This window comes from Allokutzneria albata (assembly GCF_900103775.1).
Classification (GTDB): domain Bacteria; phylum Actinomycetota; class Actinomycetes; order Mycobacteriales; family Pseudonocardiaceae; genus Allokutzneria; species Allokutzneria albata.
The window spans coordinates 33,406-53,506 of record NZ_LT629701.1; the positions used below are offsets into that span (position 1 = coordinate 33,406).

14 protein-coding genes are annotated in these 20,101 nt (G+C 71.7%); 6 read left to right on the forward strand and 8 right to left on the reverse strand.

The window, feature by feature from the left end:
* Positions 1-12 precede the first annotated feature (12 nt).
* Together BLT28_RS00200 and BLT28_RS00205 are read left to right on the forward strand one after the other, a co-directional pair.
* A complete protein-coding gene (locus BLT28_RS00200; protein WP_156051369.1) occupies positions 13-1,041 on the forward strand; it encodes a hypothetical protein in 1,029 nt (342 codons plus the stop codon).
* Positions 1,038-1,694: a DUF3558 family protein gene (locus BLT28_RS00205; protein WP_081900599.1), complete on the forward strand. Its 657-nt coding sequence runs from the start codon at positions 1,038-1,040 to the stop codon at positions 1,692-1,694. Before BLT28_RS00200 ends, BLT28_RS00205 begins: the two co-directional genes overlap by 4 nt.
* 51 nt (positions 1,695-1,745) lie before the next feature.
* On the opposite strand, the gene BLT28_RS00210 is transcribed toward BLT28_RS00205, so the two are convergent.
* From BLT28_RS00210 to BLT28_RS00225, 4 genes are all read right to left on the reverse strand, one after another.
* Positions 1,746-2,252 carry a DUF4240 domain-containing protein gene (locus tag BLT28_RS00210; RefSeq protein WP_030431914.1) on the reverse strand — a complete coding sequence of 169 codons (507 nt, stop codon included), beginning with the start codon at positions 2,250-2,252 and terminating at the stop codon, positions 1,746-1,748.
* 42 nt (positions 2,253-2,294) lie between these two features.
* Positions 2,295-3,536, reverse strand: a complete 1,242-nt coding sequence (locus tag BLT28_RS00215; protein ID WP_030431913.1) for a C39 family peptidase — start codon at positions 3,534-3,536, stop codon at positions 2,295-2,297.
* A gap of 108 nt (positions 3,537-3,644) precedes the next feature.
* Positions 3,645-5,183: a glycoside hydrolase family 10 protein gene (locus BLT28_RS00220; protein ID WP_081900598.1), complete on the reverse strand. Its 1,539-nt coding sequence runs from the start codon at positions 5,181-5,183 to the stop codon at positions 3,645-3,647.
* A 161-nt stretch (positions 5,184-5,344) separates the two neighbouring features.
* Positions 5,345-8,254 (reverse strand): AfsR/SARP family transcriptional regulator, encoded by a 2,910-nt coding sequence (locus BLT28_RS00225; protein ID WP_081900597.1) that lies wholly within the window; start codon positions 8,252-8,254, stop codon positions 5,345-5,347.
* 233 nt (positions 8,255-8,487) lie between these two features.
* On the opposite strand from BLT28_RS00225, the gene BLT28_RS00230 reads away from it, so the two are divergent.
* The 3 genes from BLT28_RS00230 (at position 8,488) to BLT28_RS00240 (ending at position 12,364) form a co-directional block, all read left to right on the forward strand.
* Entirely contained in the window at positions 8,488-9,054 is a 567-nt protein-coding gene (locus tag BLT28_RS00230) for a M23 family metallopeptidase (protein WP_030431910.1), read from the forward strand.
* A 135-nt stretch (positions 9,055-9,189) separates the two neighbouring features.
* Positions 9,190-9,378 (forward strand): hypothetical protein, encoded by a 189-nt coding sequence (locus BLT28_RS00235; protein WP_030431909.1) that lies wholly within the window; start codon positions 9,190-9,192, stop codon positions 9,376-9,378.
* Positions 9,379-9,430: 52 nt separating this feature from the next.
* Positions 9,431-12,364 carry a helix-turn-helix transcriptional regulator gene (locus BLT28_RS00240; protein ID WP_231950569.1) on the forward strand — a complete coding sequence of 978 codons (2,934 nt, stop codon included), beginning with the start codon at positions 9,431-9,433 and terminating at the stop codon, positions 12,362-12,364.
* 57 nt (positions 12,365-12,421) lie between these two features.
* Here BLT28_RS00240 and BLT28_RS00245 read toward each other — a convergent pair whose 3' ends face one another.
* Positions 12,422-14,128, reverse strand: a complete 1,707-nt coding sequence (locus tag BLT28_RS00245; RefSeq protein WP_231950570.1) for a bifunctional 3'-5' exonuclease/DNA polymerase — start codon at positions 14,126-14,128, stop codon at positions 12,422-12,424.
* A gap of 236 nt (positions 14,129-14,364) precedes the next feature.
* Here BLT28_RS00245 and BLT28_RS00250 point away from each other — a divergent pair, with 236 nt between their 5' ends.
* Positions 14,365-16,479, forward strand: coding sequence for a transglycosylase domain-containing protein (locus BLT28_RS00250; protein WP_231950571.1), 2,115 nt, complete (start codon positions 14,365-14,367; stop codon positions 16,477-16,479).
* 175 nt (positions 16,480-16,654) lie between these two features.
* Here BLT28_RS00250 and BLT28_RS00255 read toward each other — a convergent pair whose 3' ends face one another.
* The 3 genes from BLT28_RS00255 to BLT28_RS00265 all read right to left on the reverse strand — a co-directional run bounded on the left by BLT28_RS00255 (position 16,655) and on the right by BLT28_RS00265 (position 19,991).
* On the reverse strand, positions 16,655-17,485 hold the full coding sequence (locus BLT28_RS00255; protein ID WP_052407816.1) for an SDR family NAD(P)-dependent oxidoreductase: 831 nt from the start codon (positions 17,483-17,485) through the stop codon (positions 16,655-16,657).
* 521 nt (positions 17,486-18,006) lie between these two features.
* Positions 18,007-19,089 (reverse strand): helix-turn-helix transcriptional regulator, encoded by a 1,083-nt coding sequence (locus tag BLT28_RS00260; protein ID WP_162184893.1) that lies wholly within the window; start codon positions 19,087-19,089, stop codon positions 18,007-18,009.
* Positions 19,090-19,331: 242 nt separating this feature from the next.
* On the reverse strand, positions 19,332-19,991 hold the full coding sequence (locus BLT28_RS00265) for a ScbR family autoregulator-binding transcription factor (RefSeq protein ID WP_030431903.1): 660 nt from the start codon (positions 19,989-19,991) through the stop codon (positions 19,332-19,334).
* Positions 19,992-20,101: the final 110 nt, after the last annotated feature.

Sequence of the window (20,101 nt, forward strand, 5' to 3'; positions counted from 1 at the left end):
CGAGGTATGCCCATGAGGACGCACCGGGCGGCCACGGTCGGGCTGGTATGCCTGACCGCGGTGCTGTCGACGGGGGCTGGGCCGCTGCGCGCCCAGCCCCCGTCACCGGGTGAGGGGGTGATCGTCGACGAGTACACGAAGACGAGGCTCGGCGAGAACGCCCTCACGCGCACGATCGACACGTGCGCGCTGCTGGACCCCGGGTCGGTGAAGGAGATCTTCGGCGCCCCACCCAGGGTCATCAGCCTGAACGGCTTCGACAGGTGCTCGATGACGGTGGAGCCGACCGGGGACTCGCTGAGGTCCTGGTCGATCTCGGTCAACACCGGCTTCACCACGGTGACCAAGACCGACAACGCGGAGACGCTTGACCTGCACGGACGGACCTTCGCCAGGCGCAAGGACCGGGAGCTGCCCGGCCTCGTCGACTTCAGGTGCACGTGGGCCCTGCTCTCCGACGGGCAGGGCACGCCGACGGTGGAGCTCGGGGTGGACTGGCACGGGATGAAGAACGAGCCGCCGCCCAAGCCGCAGTGCGATCTGGCCAAGGCCTACCTGCCGAAGGTGGCGCCCTACCTGATCACCCCGTCGCGGCGCGGCGAGGGCGCGAGCAAGCCCGAGCTGACGCTGCCGACCAAGGACCCGTGCGTGGCCATGCCGGAACTGGCCAAGCGCTTCGGCAAGCCGGGGCAGCAGCCGAAGATGACGTCGGTCTCGCCGTTCTCGTGCACGCTGGCGCTCTCCGCCTACGACCCGCGCTCGCGCGAGCGGCCCGAGGAGATCGAGGTCAGCTTCCGGTGGGCGGACAACCCCGCGCACAAGGCGGCGAACCCGGTCACCATCGGTGGCAAACCGGGGAACATGGCCGAGCGCGGCATCGACAAGAAGTGCCAGGTCGACCTCCAGTACGACCCGACGATGGTGCCCGAGCGCTACGCCACCGAACCCGACGGCCGCGACGTTCAGACCATCACCGTTGTCGCCAAAACGTGTGACGTGGCGCAGCCCGCCGCCGAACTCGCGGTGAAGGGGGCCCGGTGAGGACACGATCAGCCGTCGCGGCGGCGCTGTGCCTGGCGCTGTTGTCCGGGTGCACGAGCACGGTGGTCGGTTCCCCCAGCGCCCAGGGCACGGGGGGCGCTGGAGGCGGGGGCACTCCCGGCGGACCTCCGGGTCCGCCGAAGCCACCGCGCCCGGTGATCCAGCTCGGCGACCAGTACCCGATCAAGGACTGGAAGGAGGCGGGGGCGCCGTTCGACCCCTGCGCCACGCTGAAGTGGGAGGACTTCCCCGCCGCGATGCGGGGCACCGGCGCGCCCAAGGCCCAGCAGGTGGAGCCCACGTCCGCGTACACGCTCCAGTGCACCTTCGACAACAGCGGGATGATCTCGTTCAACCCTGACGGCGAGAACGCGCCGCAGGGCAAGACGCTCTTCATGGTCGACGTGCTCTGGGGGCCGGAGCTGGGGCCCCAGTCAGTGAAGAACGGCACCCCGGTGACCATCGCCGGCAAGGCCGGCTCTCAGCGCGAGTCCACCTTCGGCGCTGCCAAGGAGCCGTACTGCACCGTGGTGATGCCGGTGTCCAAGGGCGGAGCGGGCATCGAAGTGCGCAACGGGCGCTTCTCCGACAAGGGCGGCGCTTGCGACGTCGCCAGGGGACTGATGGAGAAGCTGCTGTCCCGCGTGCAGTGATTCTGTTGTGATCACCAGGGTAGGGCGGGGGAAACCCCCGCCCTACCCGTTTCAACTCAGGTCAAAACGGGCGGCGAGCCGGGGGAACTGTTCGACGAGGCCGTCCCAGTCGTCCTCGTCGAACGGCTCTCCGGAGGTGTCCGCGGGGCGGGTCTGCGTCGGCGGCAGCGCCTGCCCGGTCAGCTGCTCGTAGGCGTGCCCGGCCGCGTGCAGCAGCCATTCACCGTCGCCGAAGTCCTCGTCGTCGTAGCCCAGCCCGGCCAGCGCGTCCGGATCGGCCAACGCGACTTCGAACGCCTTGCGCCCCAACGAGATCAGCCACGAGCGGAAGTAGTCGAACCCGTCGTCGCTGCACCCGCCCAGCGCCACGTAGGCCGCCGCCCACAGGTCCCACCGGTTGGCCCGCGCCAACTGTTCGTCGAACAGCCGCGCGAACTCCACCACCTCCTCCGGCGTTCGCGCGGTCAGCAGCTCCGTCAGCCGCTTCGCCTGCTCCTCCACGCCCGCGGCACCCGCCGCCGCCTCCTCGACCAGCTGCCACATGGTGTTCTCGTCCATGCCCGCGGACGCTACGCAAGGGGTCTGACACCCGCCTCCGCCTCAGCGGGGGAGGGGGTAGTGCGGGGGACGGATGATGTAGGCGATGCCGCCGGGGCCGCCGCCGACCGAGCCGTTGGCCAGGTGGCGCTTGGTGCGCTGCCAGATCGTCTCGAACTGGGCGCGCTTGTAGACGTGCCGCACGGCGGGGTTGTTCGGCGATGCCGGGTCGTTGGCGATCACGTCACCGTCCTTGGTGAAGCCGACCACCACCATGATGTGGCCCGAGGTGCCGTAGCCCGCCCCGTCCAGCTCGCTGGCCAGGAACGACTGCGAGGTGATCACCGGGATGCCCTGCAGGATGTAGCGCTCCAGCTCGCGCAGCGAGGACAGCCGGGTGATGTGCCCGTCCAGCCCGTAGCTGGAGGCGTAGGCGGTGTTGAACGGCCAGTTGCCCGCACCCTTGTAGTCGTAGTCCCAGTTGTACCGCGCCGCGTGCGCCACCGAGGGGTCGACGTAGCCGGGCTCGATCCAGGCCATGTCCTGTTCGGACGGACGACGGCCCCAGTACTCCAGCACCATGGTGGAGGAGGTCGGGCTGCACCAGACCTCACCGCCGCCGCCGTACTCCGGGTACTTGCCGCGGTGGATGCTCTGCGAGTACCGGGGGACCGGCAGTTCGACGCCCCACGCGCCGCCCGCCGGGCTGATCGGCACGGTGAAGCGGTCCGGGATGGCGGAGGTCATCGCGCCGACCATGCGCACGTGCGGGCTGGCCTTGCTGCCGGGCAGCCGGTACAGGGTCACCCGCAGCTGGTAGCCGCTGAGCAGGTGGCCGGACTTGGCCTGGAAGGTGTCCACGTCGACGTTGCCGGTGGCATCGCCCTGGCCGGGCACGCTGGTGCGGCGGATGTCGGCGTCCCCGGAGGCCCACCGGCCCATCACGTACCACTTCGTCTCCGCGCCCGCCGCGGTCTGCCCGCGCATCTCCACCTGCAGCCACGTCCCGGCCGGGGTGCTGGCGTTCCAGGACGCGACCAGCTCCGTCGCGGCGAACTTCTGCCGGTACGTCGGCGAGGTCCACCGCGCGTACTCGTAGGTCTTGGTCGTCCGCGTGTGCGGGTCGGTGTAGTCCACTGTCCCTTGTGGACGGTGTATCACCACGCCGCCGCTCGGCACCACGGCGACGCCTTCGAGCTGCCCGGCGCGCCACGCCCACGGTGAGCGCCACTCGTGGAAGTCGACGGAGGAGTTGCCCGGCCGCGCCTCGGGTTCGGGCGATCCGCTCGCGGGCGTCACCGTCATCGAGGTCAGCAGCGCCGTTCCGGTCAGCCCGGCCAGGGCCAGCCGCAGCCAGCGGATGGAGTGGTTCGGCATCGCAACGCTCCCGCAGTCGCTCGTGGTTGGTGTCGGTCAGGCGGTGATGGGCCGGGTTCTTCCGGCTGGTCCTTCATGGTGACCGCGGTCGACGGCCGTCACCAGGTACGTATAGGTGACACCTGGGCGCGCCGTTCGGTCGACGAACACCGCGCCACCGTTGGCATCCGCGCGCACGGTGTCGAGCATCGTCGCGCAGCCCCGCCGTTCCGCCCGGTACACGGCGTAGTAGGCCGACGGCAGCCCGGTGGACTTGACGAGCAGCTGGGGCACGCCGTCGACGCGCGCCACGGCGGGGGAGGGCGCCCACGGCCGTCCCCAGTCCGGCACCGCGGTGCGCGGGGGCACGAGCGAAGGTGCGCGGTAGATGTCGTTGCTGAGCCGGTCCCGGAAGCCCAGCGGGTTGGCCAGCACGCTGTGGATCTGGAAGTAGATGTGCCCGGCGACCTCGGGAGCGGCCGAGGAAAGCTTGAGCTGGCGCGGCATCTCCTCCGGATCCGTCCACTGTGGACTTATGGGGCTGCCGATCCGGTACGCCGCCTGGCCGAGGTACAGCGCGACACCGGTGCCGCGGACCTCGCGGCTCCACCAGTCCACCAGCTTCGCGTAGTCGGCGGCCGGGAACCCGATGTGCCAGTACACCTGCGGTGCCACGTAGTCGATCCAGCGCCGGTGGACCCACTTCCTGGTGTCGGCGTAGAGGTCGTCGTAGGTCTCGATCCCGGCGGCGGTGTCCGAGCCGGAGGCGTCGGTCTTCCCGTTGCGCCACACCGCGAACGGGCTGACGCCGAAGGTCACCCACGGCTTGGCAGCCTTGATCTTCCCGGCGAGCCCGGAGACCAGGCGGTCCACGTTGTCCCGCCGCCAGTCGGCCAGGTCCGGGAAGGCCGCCCCGTGCTCCCGGTAGGCCCGGTCGTCGTCGAGCAGGTGCCCGGCAACGGGATACGGGTAGAAGTAGTCGTCGAAGTGCACGCCGTCGATGTCGTAGCGGCGCACCACGTCGAGGATCACCTGCTCGACGAACGCCCGCACCTCCGGCACACCCGGGTTGTAGTAGAGCCCGTCCCCGTAGTGCAGGACCCAGTCCGGGTGCTGCCGCGCGGGGTGGTTCGGCGCCAGCTCGGTGATGTCGCCCTGCTTGCTGACCCGGTAGGGGTTGAACCACGCGTGGAACTCCAGGTTGCGGGCGTGCGCCTCGTGGACGGCGAAGGCCAGCGGGTCCCAGCCCGGGTCCTTGCCCTGCTCCCCGGTCAGCCAGTGCGACCACGGCTCGAACTCCGACGGGTAGAGCGCGTCCGCGGTCGGCCGGACCTGGACGAAGACGGCGTTGGCCCGGATGCGCCGCGCGCCGTCGAGCAGGTCGCGGTACTCGGTGCGCACGCGCTCGGCGGGCAGCCCGGGCGCGCTCGGCCAGTTGATGTTGCCGACGCTGGCCAGCCACAGCCCGCGCAGCGCCTTCTTCGGCGCCGGGCAGGGTGCCACCGCTTCGGCTTCCGCCGCGGAGGCGGGGATGACCAGCACCCCGCCGATCGCGAGTGCGCCCAGCAGTGCCGTCAGCGTGCGGCGCCAGCCCATGCCCAACCTCCGACCGCGTCGTCCCCCGGGATTGTCAGCGATTTTCGTGATCAAAGGCCTGCTTGTAAATGCCTGTCCAACGGTTGGGTCCGACCGGCCCAATCGTGCCGATGCGCCCTTGTTCCCGGCTTGTCGCCCGGTCAACCCACCCGGTCGGGTCGTCAGCCCAGGGTCGCCAGCGCGGTCGTCAGCTCGGCGGCCTGCTCCTCCGCGCCCAGCTCCCGCCACAGCTGCCGGGCCAGTGCGAGGTGCGTGCGCGCCGGGTCGATCCGGCCCGCGGCCTGGTGCAGCTCGCCGAGCGACTGCGCGGTGCTCGCCTCGCCCCGCCGGTCGCCGATGCGCCGGTGCCCCTCCAACGCGGTCCGCAGCAGCGCCGCCGCCCTCGGTTCGTCGCCCAGCCGCGCGTGCATCCCGCCGAGCTGCTGCCGCGCGTAGACCTCGCCCTGGGTGTCGCCGATCGCCTCGAAGATGCCCAGCGCCCGCTCGGTCTCGGCCACCGCCGCGGAGGTACGACCGAGGGTGAAGTGCAGCATGCCCAGCTCGTGCAGCACGTGCGCCTCCCGGTGCCGGTCGGCCAGCGCCCTGGACAGCCGCAGGGCCGAGGAGAACTCGCCCAGCGCCGCCGCGTGCCTGCCCGCCGCCAGGTGGATCACGCCAAGCACGTTGCGCGCGTACGCCTCGCCGTGCCGGTCCCCGGCGTTGACGAACATCCGCAGCGCGGCGGTGCAGTTGCGCAGCGCCTCCTCCGTGCGCCCGAGCACGCGGTCCACCGCGGCCAGCCCGGACACCGCGATCGCAGCGCCGTGCTCGTCGCCGACCGAGTCGAACAGCCCGCGCGAGCGCTGGAACTGCTCGATCGCCTCGGGGTAGCGGTCCTGGTAGAGCGCGAGCTGGCCGAGGCCGCGCCGCAGCACCGCCTCACCCCAGCGGTCCCGGTCCTCCCGCGTGCCGACCAGCGCGGCTTCGTGCGTGCGCCGCCACTCGTCGAAGTGGCTGCGCAGGTCGAACCACGGCACCAGGCACGCGGCCAGCTCCTGCGCGGCCCCGCGCGGCCCGTGCTCGACCGCGGCGACCAGCGCCTGCGTCTCCGCGGTCAGCCAGCCGACCGGGTCCGCGGTCACCAACCGCAGCACCGCCGCCTCCGGGCTCCACCTCGGCGCCGCGCCGGTCGCCGGGGCGAAGATGCTGGTCGGCAGGTGCGCGCAGGCCCGCTCCGCGAGCGTCAGCCAGCCGCCCGCGACGCGCTCCAGCGCCGCCTCCCGCTCCGCGGCCGGATCGGCGCGCACCATCTCGCGCGCGTAGACCCGCAGCAGGTCGGCCATCGCGTAGCGGGGCTGACCCGAGCAGTCCACTCCGGCCAGCCGCAACAGGTTCGCGTCCACCAGCGCGTCGAGCGCGTCGTCGTAGTCCTCGGTGCCCAGCAGCGCGCCGACCACCCAGCCCGGCTGCGACGGCCCGTCCAGCAGGCCGAGCAACCGCATCGCCCGCGCCGCCCGAGGGGGAAGGCCGCGGTAGCTGAGGTCGACGCTGGCACGCACGCCGAGTTCGCCCAGCCGCAGCTCGTTCAGCCGCCGCGACTCGTCGTCCAGCCGGTCGGCCAGCACCCGCAGCGGCCAGCCCTGCCGCCCGGCCAGCTTCGCCCCGGCGATCCGGATCGCCAGCGGCAGCAGCCCGCAGGCCTCCAGCAGCCGGTCGCACGCGTCGTCGTCGCCGGAGACCCGCTCCCGCCCGGCGATCGAGCCGAGCAGCGTCATCGCCTCCGCCGGGGTGAACACGCCCAGCTCGACCAGGTGCGCCCCGGGCAGCTCGGTGATCCGCGAGCGGCTGGTCACCAGCACGGCGCTGCCCGCGGTCGCCGGCAGCAGCGGCCGCACCTGGGCCGCGTTCACCGCGTCGTCGAGCACCACCAGCATCCGGCGGTCGGCCAGCAGCGAGCGGAACCGCGCGGCCCTCTCGTGCGCGCCCTCCGGCACCGCGGCACCCGGCACGCCCAGCGCCCGCAGCAGCTCGGCGAGCACGGTCGCCGGATCGCGCGGGCTGCGCGTGGTCCCGCCGAGGTCGACGTAGAGCTGGCCGTCGGGGAACCGCGAGCGCAGCCGGTGCGCCGCGTGCGTCGCCAGGGTCGTCTTGCCCATCCCGGGCGCGCCCACCACGATCGCGATCGGCATCCGGTCCGGCTCGGCCAGCGTCCCCAGCAGCTCCCCGAGCTGCTGCGTGCGCCCGGTGAAGTCCGGGGTGTCCGGGGGCAGCTGGCAGACGTGCTGCGGTTCGATCTCGATCGCGCCCGGCTCCTCGGCCCGTTCGCCGCTGAGCACCAGCCGGTGCACGTGCCGCAGCTCCGGCCCCGGTTCCACGCCCAGCTCGTCGGCCAGCCGCCGCCGCACCACGGTGTAGGCGTGCAGCGCCTCGGCCCGCCGCCCGCTGCCGTGCAGCGCCAGCATCAGCTGCCGCCACAGCTCCTCGCGGAACGGGTGCTCCTCCAGCAGGCCCTGCAGCTCGGCGATCGCGTTGGTGTACTCGCCGGTGGCGACCTGCAGCGCCAGCCGCTCCTCGGTCGCGGCCAGCCTGCGCTCGGCCAGCCTGCCCAGTGCCGACTGCCAGCCCGGGCTGGCCGGAAGGCCCTCCAGCGGCCGTCCCCGCCACAGCGAGCCCGCCTGCCGCAGCAGCTCCAGCGCGCGCTCCGGCCGTCCGGTCGACCGGTCCCGCTGCGCCTGCTCCACCAGCTGGTCGAAGCGCAGCAGGTCCAGCTCCTCCGGTTCGACGTGCAGGCTGTAGCCGGAGGTCAGCGCCCTGATCCGGTCCTCGTTGCGGTCACCGTGGCCGTCGGCGCCGCCGCGCAGCCCCGCGCGCAGCGTGCTCACGTAGGTGCGCAGGTTCGCCACGGCCGAGCGGGGCGGGGAGTGCGGCCACAGCACCTCGACCAGCAGGTCCGTCGAGACCAGCCGGTTGGGGTTGAGCAGCAGGCTGCCCAGCAGCATCCGCGGTTTGGCCCCGCCGAGCGAGAGCGCGCGGCCGCCCGCGGAGACCTCCAGGGGTCCGAGTACCCGGAAGCTCATCTCGGTCGTGCTCATGGCCCCACCGCCCCCGCGTTCTCGGGTCGCTGCTGTTCGTAACGCGATTTGTACGTCGTCACGGGCCCTTCTGGTTGCCGGCTCGCAAACCTTTTCAGGCTGGTGGCCGTTCGGTCCAGCACAGCATGCACCAACCGGCGCAGTGGTCCCGGTCACACCAGCGTGACACAAGTGCGGAGCAGTTCACTGCGCGCCACCCCTGCCCTTTCACCCTGCCGAAAGGACGTGCGGTCATGCGAGCACTCGTGGCGACGATGGTCCTCTGCGCCGGTCTCTTGGTGAGTCCAACTCTGACGGACGCGGCAGCCGCATCGACGGCCGACCCTGCAAGCAGGGCGGCGAACTTCCAACTTCCCTTTCCCTGCGGCCAAAGCTGGACGGGCAACTCCAGCAACAGCAGCGCGCACCGCTCCTACGAACTCGACCTCAACCGCGGTGGCACCCCGGACGCGGACCTCGGCGACACGGTCGTCGCGGCCGCCGCGGGCACCGTGGTGATCTCCTCCCACCAGGGCTCGCTCAACGGCTACGGCAACCTCGTGAAGATCGACCACGGCGGTGGCTGGGCGACCTACTACGCGCACCTCGACGTCCGCAACGTCGCCGTCGGCCAGGCCGTCGCGCAGGGCCAGCGCATCGGCACCGTCGGCAAGACCAGCAGGCCCGGCAACAACATCAGCGCGCACCTGCACTACGAGGTGCGCCAGGGCGAGGGCTACCCGGGCAACATCCGCAAGGCCGTGTTCAACGGCGTCACCTTCGGCTACCCGACCCAGACCCTGACCTCGAAGAACTGCTAGCGGGTAAGGGGCCCGTCCGGGCTAACGACGGGTAAGTAAGGGGGCGGTCGCGGGGAACTTACGTGATCATCCGATGTGACCGCCCCCGCCTTACCGCGAACCTCTTCCTCACAACGAGAGAAGAGGACCAAGAAGATGAACCACTACATCGGCACGGACGCGATCAACGCCGAGATCGACTACCGCAGGGAGCGGCTGGCCGAAGCCCGCCGGGCGGCCTACCGCACGACCTTCGAAAGCTGGTGGCAGCACCTCGCCGACGCGCGAACACGCGGCCGGACCGAGCGACGGGAGTCACCGGCAATTCGGCCGCGCAGTGTCTGACCCCTGTGCGAGCATCCTGGATGTGTCGCGCCTAGGGTCCGGAATACCGCTGGTGGGGCGCAGTTCGCAACTGCGGCGACTGCGCTCCGCTCTGCAGCAAGCACAACGCGGGACGGCCGCCGCCGTCCTGCTCGCGGGCGACGCTGGGGTCGGCAAGTCCAGGATGGTCGCCGAACTCACCGAGCACGCGGTCGCCGACGGCGCCAGGGTGCTCGTCGGCCGGTGCCTGGACGCGGGTGAGACCGGCCTGCCCTACCTGCCCTACGTCGAACTGCTCGGCCAGCTCGGCGAGGACGAGGTGCACCTGGTCAAGGCCCGTCCCGCGCTGGGCAGGCTGGCCCCCGACCTGGTCGAGGCCCCGCCGCACGTCTCCGGCGCCGACCGGAGGCTGGAACAGGACCTCGGCCAGCTCCAGCTCTTCGACGCGGTGCACGGGCTGATCACCGAACTGGCCACCGAGCGCTGCGTCGTGGTGGTGCTGGAGGACCTGCACTGGGCCGACAGCTCCACCCGCTACCTCACCTCCTTCCTGCTGTCCCGGCTGCGCTCCCAGCGGGTGCTGGTCGTGGCCACCTACCGCACCGACGACCTGCACCGCAGGCATCCGCTGCGGCCGCTGCTGGCCGAGCTGGTCCGGCTGCCCGCGGTGGAACGGCTGGACCTGGCGCCCTTCGACGCCAAGGAGGCCCGCTCCTTCGTCGCCCAGCTCGCCGAGCGCGACCTGCCGGAGGAGACGATCGCCGAGATCGCGGCGAAGTCCGAGGGCAACGCGTTCTTCGCCGAGGAGCTGGTCGCCGCGTGGGCGGGCAGCGACTCCTGCCGGAACATGCCGACCGGGCTGGCCGACGTGCTGCTGTCCAGGGTGGAGGCGCTGAGCCCGCACGCGCAGCAGGTGGTCAGGACCGCGTCGGTGGCAGGCCGCTGGGTGCGGCACTCCCGGCTGCAGGAGGTCTGCGACCTCGCCGAGGCCGACCTCGAGGCGGCGCTGCGCGAGGCGGTCGCCCACCACGTGCTGGTCTTCAGCGAGGGCGAGGAGCGCTACATCTTCCGGCACGCGCTGCTGCGCGAGGCCGTCTACGGCGACCTGCTGCCCGGCGAGCGCGTGCGGCTGCACAGCGCCTACGCCACGCACGCCGCGGGAACGCTGGACAAGCGCGGGTCCGCGGCCGCCCTGGCCCACCACAGCCTGGAGAGCCACGACCTGCCGCGCGCGCTGTCGGCCTCGGTGCGGGCCGCGTCGGAGGCCAAGGCGTCGGGCGCCTACGCCGAGGCGCTGTACTACTACGAACAGGCGTTGAAGCTGTGGCAGGCCGTGCCCGAGCCGGAGACGGTGGCCGGCACCGACGAGCTGACGCTGACCAGGAAGGTCGCCTACATGGCGTCCCAGGCGGGCGAGGTGGACCGCGCGGTCGCCTACGCGCGGTCCCTGGTCCAGCTCACCGAGGCGCACACCGACCGCACCGTCCTCGCGGACTCGTTGCGGATGTACTCCCAGTACCTGCTGTGGGCCGACGCGAACCTGGCCAACGCCACCAAGGCGATCGAGCGGGCGTGGGAGCTGGTCCGCGATGAGCCGGACAGCGCGGTGAAGGCGTGGGTGCTCTCGGTGCGCTCCCGCATCGCCACCCACCTCGACGTGAGCGACGAGGTGGCGATGGGCTACGCCGAGGAGGCGCTGCGCGTGGCCAAGGCCTCGGGCGCGCACGGCGCGGAGGCCGACGCGCAGATCTCGCTGGCGATCTTCGACGAGTTCGCCGCCCGGCCGGAGCGGGCCCGCGAGCGGCAGCTGATCGCCCGCGACCGGGCGGTGCAGGCCGGAGCGCTCTCGGTCGAGCTGCGCGCCTGGTACAACCTCTGCGTCAACCTCTACGACCAGGGTGAGCTGGCCAAGGCGCTCGTCATGATCGACGAGGGCACCGCGCGGGCCGAGCAGGTCGGCCTCACCTGGAGCGTCTACGGCCTGGAGGTGCGCCTGCTCCAGGTGGTCGTGCGCTACATGCTCGGCGACTGGGACGGCGCGGAGGCTGCGGCGGAGCTGCCGGGTCGCGCGGTCCCCGACCTGGCCGCGGCCGAGGTGGCCGCGGCGGACCTGCACGTGAAGGTGGGCCGGGGCCGCTACGCCGAGGTGCGCTCGATGTTGCGCCAGTTCGGCGACCAGTGGCGCCGCGACCCTTTCACCCTGGTGCTGATCGACCCGTGCGTCACCGAGATGGAGCTGTGGCGCGGCAGGCCCGCGGAGGCGGCCGCCCGGATCGAGAACGCGGTGCGCGTGCAGCGCGAGTACGACGAGTGGGGCATCCGGGGCATCTGGCTCGGCACCCTCGGCGTCGTCTCCTACACCGAACTGGCCAAGCAGGCGCGGCACCGCGGCAACACCGAGGCCGAGCAGGACGCGGTCCGCGCGGGCATGGAGATGCTGGAGTTCGTCCGCGACACCGTCCGCTTCGGCAGGCCGCGCAGCGGTCAGCTGGGCCCGGAGGGGCGGGCGTGGGTGGCCAGGGCCGAGGCGGAGGCGCTGCGCCTGCGCGGCCGCAACGACCCCGAGGCGTGGCGGGAGGCCGTGCGCGCCTTCGGCTACGGCCACGTCTACCAGGAGGCCGTCGCCCGCTGGCGGCTGGCCGAGGCCCTGCTGCAGGCGGGCGACCGCGAGGCCGCGACCGCCGAACTGTGCCTGGCGCACGAGGTGGCCGAGCGCCTCGACGCGGTTCCGCTGCGCGACGCGCTCCGGCAGTTCGCCAAGCGCGGCAGGCTGGCCCTGGGCGAGGCCGTCGCCCAGGAGCGCCCGGTGATCAACCCGCTGACGCCGCGCGAGCGCGCGGTGCTGGACCTGGTGGCCAAGGGCAACACCAACCGCCAGGTCGGCGAGAAGCTCTACATCAGCGAGAAGACCGTGAGCGTGCACCTCACCCGGATCATGGCCAAGCTCAGCGCGGGCAGCCGCACCGAGGCCGTGGCCGCCGCCTACGAACGCCAACTCCTCACCTGACTCCTCCCTGTTCATCAGTCCGCGCTGAAGGGGTTGAGGAGGGGAGACGGGGAGGGGTCACTTGGCGTCGGCGTAGCAGTCGACGATCTTGGCTTCGAGGGGGAAACGGACAGGGGTGTCGCCGAAGAGCAGGCGGGTCGCGGTGACGGCCGCGTCGTGCACGGCGGTCACCACCTTGTCGGCGTTGCCCGCGGCGCAGTGCACGATCACCTCGTCGTGCTGGAAGAACACCAGGTCCGCCTCGCCCATGTCGTGCAGGGTGGCGCGGAGGCTGGCCAGCATCGCCAGCGCCCACTCCGCCGCGGTCGCCTGCACCACGAAGTTGCGGGTGAACCGGCCGCGGGCGCGCGCAGCGGACAGGGCCTTGCGGTCGTCGGACGGGCTCTCCGCCGCCTCGAACGCGGGTTCGGAGCCCTCCAGGGACACCGACACCGAGGCGGGCGGACAGGTCCGGCCGAGGTAGGACCGCACCAGCGCGCCGCTCTCACCGAGCTGCGCCGCGTGCTCCACGTAGCCCATCGCGGCCGGGAACCGCTGGCGCAGCGTGGCCAGCAGCGGGCCGATACCGCCCGAGGTCTGGCCGTAGAGCGCGCCGAGCATGCCCAGCTTCGCCCGCGCGCGGTCCCCGTCGAAGGCGTCGGCGGCCAGCGCCGCGTACAGGTCCCCGTCTCCCGCCGCGGCGGCGAGCCGGTGGTCGGCCGCCATCGCCGCGAGCACCCGGGGTTCGAGCTGACTGGCGTCGGCCACCACCAGTTTCCACCCCTCGTCGGCGATCACCGCCCCGCGCACCTTGCGGGGGATCTGCAGCGCTCCGCCGCCGCGGGTGGCCCAGCGGCCGGACACCACGCCGCCGGGCACGTACTCCGGCCGGAAGCGTCCACCGTGGACCCACGAGGCCAGCCAGGACCAGCCGTGCGCGACGTGGATGCGGTAGAGCTCCTTGTACTCCAACAACAACGGCACCGCCGGGTGGTCCACGCCGCGCAGCACCCACGAGCGGGTCGAGCTGAGCTTGAAACCCGCCCTGGCGAACGCCCGCAGCACCTCGGCGGGGGAGTCCGGGTGCAGCTTGTGGTCGCCGAAGGCCTGGCTGATCCGCTCCGCCAGCTCGCCGAGCCTGCGCGGCGGGGCACCGGCGGCCGAGCGCGATCCGAGCATCTCCAGCAGCAGCGCGTCGTGCACGTCGGCGCGCCACGGCAGGCCGGTCCGGCCCATCTCCACCGCGATCAGCGCCCCCGCCGACTCCGCGGCCACCAGCAGCCGGAACCGCCCGGGCAGCGCCACCCCGGCGATCCGCCGCTGCTGGTCGGCGTGGACCTCCAGGAGCGCGTCCATCGGGTCGACCCCGCCGGGCAGCGCCGTCTCCCCGGTCTCGAACAGCGTCGGCTGCAGCTCCTTGGTCCTGGCGGGCGGGTCCGGCGGCACCGGCCAGCCGCGCAACCGGGCCAGCGCCGCGCCGAGCCCCCTCGGCTCGCCCCAGCGGCCCGCGTGCCCGCTCAGCAGCGCCTCGGTCAGCTCCACGTCGTGGCAGCGGTCCACCCGCGCGCCCGCGGCCAGCAGCTTCGGGTAGATCTCGGCCGTGCTCGCCCACACCCAGCGCGGCCGGTCGGTGTGTTCCCACTCACGCACGGCGGCCACCAGGTCGGGCACGCGCAGCACCGGGCCGGCCGCCGAGCCGTCCTCGGCGAGCGGGCACACCAGCCCACCGCCGTCCGCAGTTCCCACCAGCGCCACCCGCACACCGGCGATTGTGCCCGTGACCACCGACAGCCTCCTGCCGGTGGCGTGACCTAGTGTGGTGACCGCAGAACTTGGTCGACCTCCCGAGGCAACCTCCGGGGCGCCTGCCGCGACCTATACGTGGGGGAGAGTCGATCCGCGCCGCCCGGACCGGGCGCGTTCGCTGATGCTCGACTCTGCAAGCACGTTCCGGGGCGCGAGGAAGCGAAGCCGGAGAGGCAAGTCGTGGAAGGGGTTGTCGAGAAGTGTCTGCCGCCCGCGTGACGGGACTGGTGAAGTTGCTCGGGTTGTGCGTCGTGGCCGGGGTCCTGGTCGCGGCGATGATGTTCCCCGTCGTCGGGGGAGTCGGCCTGATGTCCAACCGCGCCAGCGAATCCGTTGACCAGATCTCCGCCGACCTGGTCAGCGTCGACCCTCCGCAGGTGACCTCCGTGCTCGACAAGAACGGCAAGGTGATCGCCTCGCTGTTCGAGCAGGACCGCACCATCGTGCGCAGCGAGGACATCTCGCCGAACATGAAGGCCGCCATCGTCGCGGTCGAGGACCGCCGGTTCTACGACCACAACGGCGTGGACTGGCAGGGCATCTTCCGCGCCGCGGTGGACAACGTGGTGCAGGAGGGCGAGGGCGGCGGTGGTTCCTCGCTGACCCAGCAGTACGTCAAGAACTACCTGGCCTACGTGGTGGCCAAGACCGACGACGAGCGGGAGAAGGCGACCGAGCGCAGCATCGCGCGCAAGCTCCGCGAGGCGCGGATCGCGCTGCAGCTGGAGCGCGAGGTCAAGAACAAGGACGAGATCCTCACCCGCTACCTCAACATCGTGCCCTTCGGCGGCCAGATCTACGGCGTGGCCAGCGCGGCCCGCACCTACTTCAACACCTCGCCGAAGGACCTGACCATCCCGCAGGCAGCCTTCCTCGCCGGCCTCGCCAACCAGCCGAGCAGGCTCAACCCGGTGAACAACCCCGAGGGCGCGATCAAGCGGCGCAACTGGGTGATCGACAAGATGGCCGAGAACAAGGCCTTCCCGATCGCCGACCCGGCCCAGCTCAAGCAGCAGATCGACAACCTCAAGGCGGCCGAGCTGGGCACGCAGAACCCGCTGCGCACGCTGTCCAACGGCTGCGTCGGCACCGGCGGCGGCAACGTCAACGGCTTCTTCTGCGCCTACGTGATCGACTACCTGCAGAAGGCGGGCATCCCGCTGGAGCAGATCAAGCGCGGCGGCTACACGATCAAGACCACGCTCGACCCGGTGGCCACCGAGGCGGCGAAGTCGGCGGCCGAGGGCGAGGTCTCCAAGACCACCGACGGCATCGCCAACGTGATCGCGGTCGTGCAGCCGGGCAAGGACAAGCACCGCGTCGTGGCGCTGGCGGCGAACCGGGACTACGGCACGAAGCAGGACCTCGGCCAGACCTCCTACCGGCTGCCCAGCGACGTGGCCCGCTTCGGCGCGGGCTCGATCTTCAAGGTCTTCACCGCCGCCGCGGCCATGGAGGAGGGCAAGGCGGGCATCAACACCAGCATCCCGACGCCCGGCAGCTACACCTCCACGGTCTACAAGAACGGCGGCCGCGGCTACACCGTCAAGAACGCCGGTGAGGGCTACCCCGAGGCGATGTCGCTGCAGCAGGCCCTGGCGACCTCGCCGAACACCGGCTTCATCTGGCTGGAGGAGCGCGCCGGGCTGGGCAACGTGGTCGACATGTCGATCAAGCTCGGGCTGCGGCAGAGCATGCAGGGCGTGAACAACGCGGGCACCAAGCCGAACCCGGACAGCAAGAACCGGCAGTACAAGCTGACCCAGGAACAGCTGATCAAGCAGGACAACTCCGGCTCGTTCACCCTCGGTGTCACCCCGGTCAGCCCGCTGGAGCTGGCCAACGTCGGCGCCACGCTGACCTCCGGCGGCGTCTGGTGCCCGCCGAGCCCGATCGAGCAGATCCTCGACCGCAGCGGCAAGCCCGTCCCGGTGAAGGAAGCCCCGTGCGAGCAGGTGGTCAGCCCCGAGCTGGCCAACAGCATGGTGCAGGCGCTGAGCAAGGACGACCAGGGCACCGGAACCTCCGCGGCCGCGGCGCGCGCCGCGGGCTGGGACCGGCCGATGCTCGGCAAGACCGGGACCACCCAGGACCACAAGTCCGCGGGCTTCCTCGGCGCGACCCCGCAGTACTCGGGCGCGGTGCTGACCTTCAGCGACAGCGACTCGCCGCGGCCGATCTGCGACGGCAACCAGCCCTACCTCTGCCGCAGCGGCAACATCTACGGCGGCAAGGTGCCCGCGCGGACCTGGTTCGAGGCGATGAAGAAGATCCACAAGGACAAGAAGCGGGAAGAGCTGCCCCCGCCCTCGCCACGCCACATGAGCTAGACCGGGCCCGGTCACCGGACAGAAGTGAACCGGCCGCACGGGGGTTCTCCTCCCAGAAGACCCCGGTGCGGCCGGTTCGGTGTCAGCGCCCGTGGTGGCTCGACGGCTTCTTTGTACGCCCTCGTGCCGGGGTCACGGGCGGGGCGATCGGGTCAACGCCTGGGGCGGATGCCGGTCAGGCCGAGCTCATCCACGGCGGGCGCAGCGACAGCAGCCGCATGGTCACCGCGTCCAGCTGGAACTGGGCGTCCCGGCGCAGCGCGTCCTGGGCCGGTCGTACCCGCCGCTTGCCCTCGAAGTACACGCCGTTGACGTCCTGCCGCGTGGTCGCCGCGTGCAGCACGTGGTCGGCGCCGGCGGCCGGAGGCGCACCGGAGAAGCCGAACGTGGCGCGCAGCAGCTTCGTCTCGATCGCACCGGGGTCCACGCTCACCGCGGACATCCCGGTCCCGTCCAGCGCGCCCGCCAGCGAGCACGTGTGCACCGCGAGGGCCAGCTTGGACCGCGCATAGGCGACCTTCGGGTGCTGCGCCACCGCGGGCCACATGTTCGGCCAGGCGAAGCGGACCGAGCGGTGCTGCGCGCACGACAGGTTCACGATCTTGCTGGCCTCTCCGCGGCCGAGCGCCTCGAACAACCGGGCGGTCAGCAGGACCGGGGCCAGGTAGTTGACCTGGAACGCGGGCTCGTGGCCGTCCCGGCTGGTGGTGCCGGGCTGGCCACCGGGAACGGCGGCGTTGTTGATCAGCAGGTCGAGGGTGTCCAGCCGGTCCAGCACGGCCTCGGCCAGCGCGTCCACCTGGGCGAGATCGGTGAAGTCGGCCAGCAGTGGGACTACGGTGGTGCCCGGGTTCGCCGGGGCCAGTTCCCTGGCCAGTTCCTCCAGCGCGGCCGGGCGCTTGCCGTGGATCAGCAGCATGTCGACCAGTCCGGCCAGCCGCCGCGCGGTCGCCTTGCCGATACCGTCCGTGGCTCCGGTGACCAGTGCCGCCGCGATCGGGCTCATCGGCCCCGTCGCTCGGGGCGCGAGCCGATTTCCGGCGGACTATCCCTGCCTGCGATTTGCAAACCGCAACGATGTTTTCTGGTTATCCGGGTGGTCGTTCCCGGAAATGTGGTGCGCAAGACTGTGGAAATGTGTCCCGCGGTTCTGCGGGAAGATGGGCCCGTAGTGGCGGCCATCCGGGCACCTCCCGGCTGGCGGTGAACGTCTACGCAGGTGGTGGGCCTGATTAAGGCGTAGACGTGGCATACCGACAGCATTTTTGCCGAAATCACCGAGCACGACTCCTGGTGGAAATGCGCGCCAGGCGAGAGGACGGCCTCGGGACGGCCGACCATTCCTCGGCCTGGCATCCCCTAATCGTGCTCTGTGAGCCGCTCTCACCAGAACCGCCGCCGGGGTGAGCGCGAATTGCGGCCGTTCGCCTCAATGGGAATTACTTCGGACGGCCGTGCCGGTGGGCGGGTGGCCGACAGTGCGACGCCGGTACCCGTGCACCGGGTACCGGCGTCGTCCTGTGGTGGTCAGCGGGGCTCGGTGGGCCTCGCCGCGGCGTGCACGGTCGGCGGCCACTCCTCCGCGTCGAGCAGCCCGAGCGCGTACGCGTGCGAGACCAGCGCGGTACGGCTGGGCGCCCGCAGGCGGCGGCGCAGGACCGCGAGGTGGTAGTCGATGCTCTGCCTGGACAGGTTCAGCGCGCGGCCGATGGCGGCGTTGGAATCACCGATCGCCACCCGCTCCAGCACCCGGGCCTGGACCTCCGACAGCAGCGGAGTGGACCCGGCCATGGTGGCCCAGCGCATCTGTCGCACCGCCTCGACGGCGAAGACCACCGAGGCGGGCTGGCCGTCCGGGCTGCGCGAGACCGAGGCGGTGAAGCGGACCTCGACCGGGGCCTCGGTCTTGCGGTCCAGCAGCACCCTGGCCCGGTGGCTGGGGATCTTGCCGCCGAGCAGTTCGCCCCACCACGCGCCGCACTGGGGGTTGTTCCGGTTGAACAGCAGCGAGCCCGCGGTCGCCCCGCGCAGGTCGTGCAGCTGGCGGCCGAGCAGCTCGCACAGCGCCGGGTTGGCGTCGCTGACCGTGCCGTCCGGATCGCAGACCAGCACCGGGATGGTCGATCGCTCCGCGACCGCGCGGTGCCGCTCGCGCATCTGGAACAGCTCGCGCTTGGCGCGCATCTGCTCGGTGAGGTCGAGGTAGAAACCGGCGACGAAGGCCCGGCCGTTGCGCGAGCGCACCGCGGCGAGGTATCCCGCCACGTGCCGGGTGCGGCGGCTGTTGAGCCGCAGCGCGAACCGGTGCGGCCGGATGATCGTCGTCTCGCAGGCCCTGGTGAGCATCTCCGCGTCCAGCCACTGCTGCTCGCCCGCCAGGGCGCGCGGGCCGAACTCGTCCATCGGCGCGCCGATCATGTCCGAGGCCGCGCGGTCGTAGAGCGCCGCGTACGCCTGGTTCACCCAGCGGTAGCGGCCGTCCGGGTCGCGCACGCAGACGGCCACCGGACCGTGCGTGATCAGGTGCACCAGCAGGCGGTAGACCGCGGGCTCGTCGAGCACCGGGGTGTTGTTGTCCTTGCGCGTCATCGCATCCGTCGGGCGGCTCACCGGGACCAGCCCCCGTTCCGCCGCGAGCCCCCACTCGCGCGCCGTACCAGCGTCAACGTCTCGTTGCGCGTCGACATCGCTCACCTTCTCCCACGCGAATCCGGTCCCACGCGACCTGGCCGCAAAAGATACCGACCAACCGGTATCCAAACGCCAAGACGTGTCCCGTGTCAATCACCGTGCGTGAGTGAACGACTTCGTTATCGCAACGGGACGTGCCCGGATCGAGAACGTGGCGGGTTCTACAGAGAAGGGCTGGCGACCCTCGGTCGCTCGAGCGCGAGAGGCTCCAGCCGCAGGTCGGCGGGGGCGCCGTCGGGGCGCACGCCGGGCAGGAAGCAGACCCACAGGTGCCTTATGCGCTCGATCATGTCCTTGCGGCCGGTCAGTGACTGGGCGACCAGCTGACTGCCCGTGAACACGCCGACGAGCAGCTCGGCGGTGGCGGTGAGGTCGAGTCCGTCGCGGGTGTCGCCCTGCGCGCGGGCCTGCTCCAGCAGCGTGTTCACCGCGGAGATCCAGCCGGAGAAGGCGCGGCGCGGCTCGGGCTCGTCGAACTCGGACTCGAAGACCAGGCGGACCGCGGCCCGGATGACCGGATCGCCGACGAGCTGGCTGCCGAACTGGAAGGACAGGTCCACCAGCGCCTGGAGCGCGCGGCCGTCACTGGTCAGCAGCAGGCTGTCCACCGAGGGCGGCCAGCCCCGGTAGTGCTCCTCGATGACGGCCAGCGCCAGCGCGTCCTTGGACGGGAAGTGGAAGTAGAGGGCGCCCTTGGTCACGCCCGCGGCCTCGCACACGTCCTGCAGGCTCGTTCCCCGGAAGCCCTTGTCGTCGAAGGTCGTCGCCGCGGCTTTGATCAGCTTGGCCCGGGTCAGCTCCGCCCGTTCCTTTTTGCGCATTGGCGCTCTCCATCATGCTAATTGGGGAAAGCTCGCATACCTACCCGCCGGTATGCTAAACGAACTCCGGAAGCGTCCCCCGCCAGGGACTCCAGGTGCTGGAGCGATGA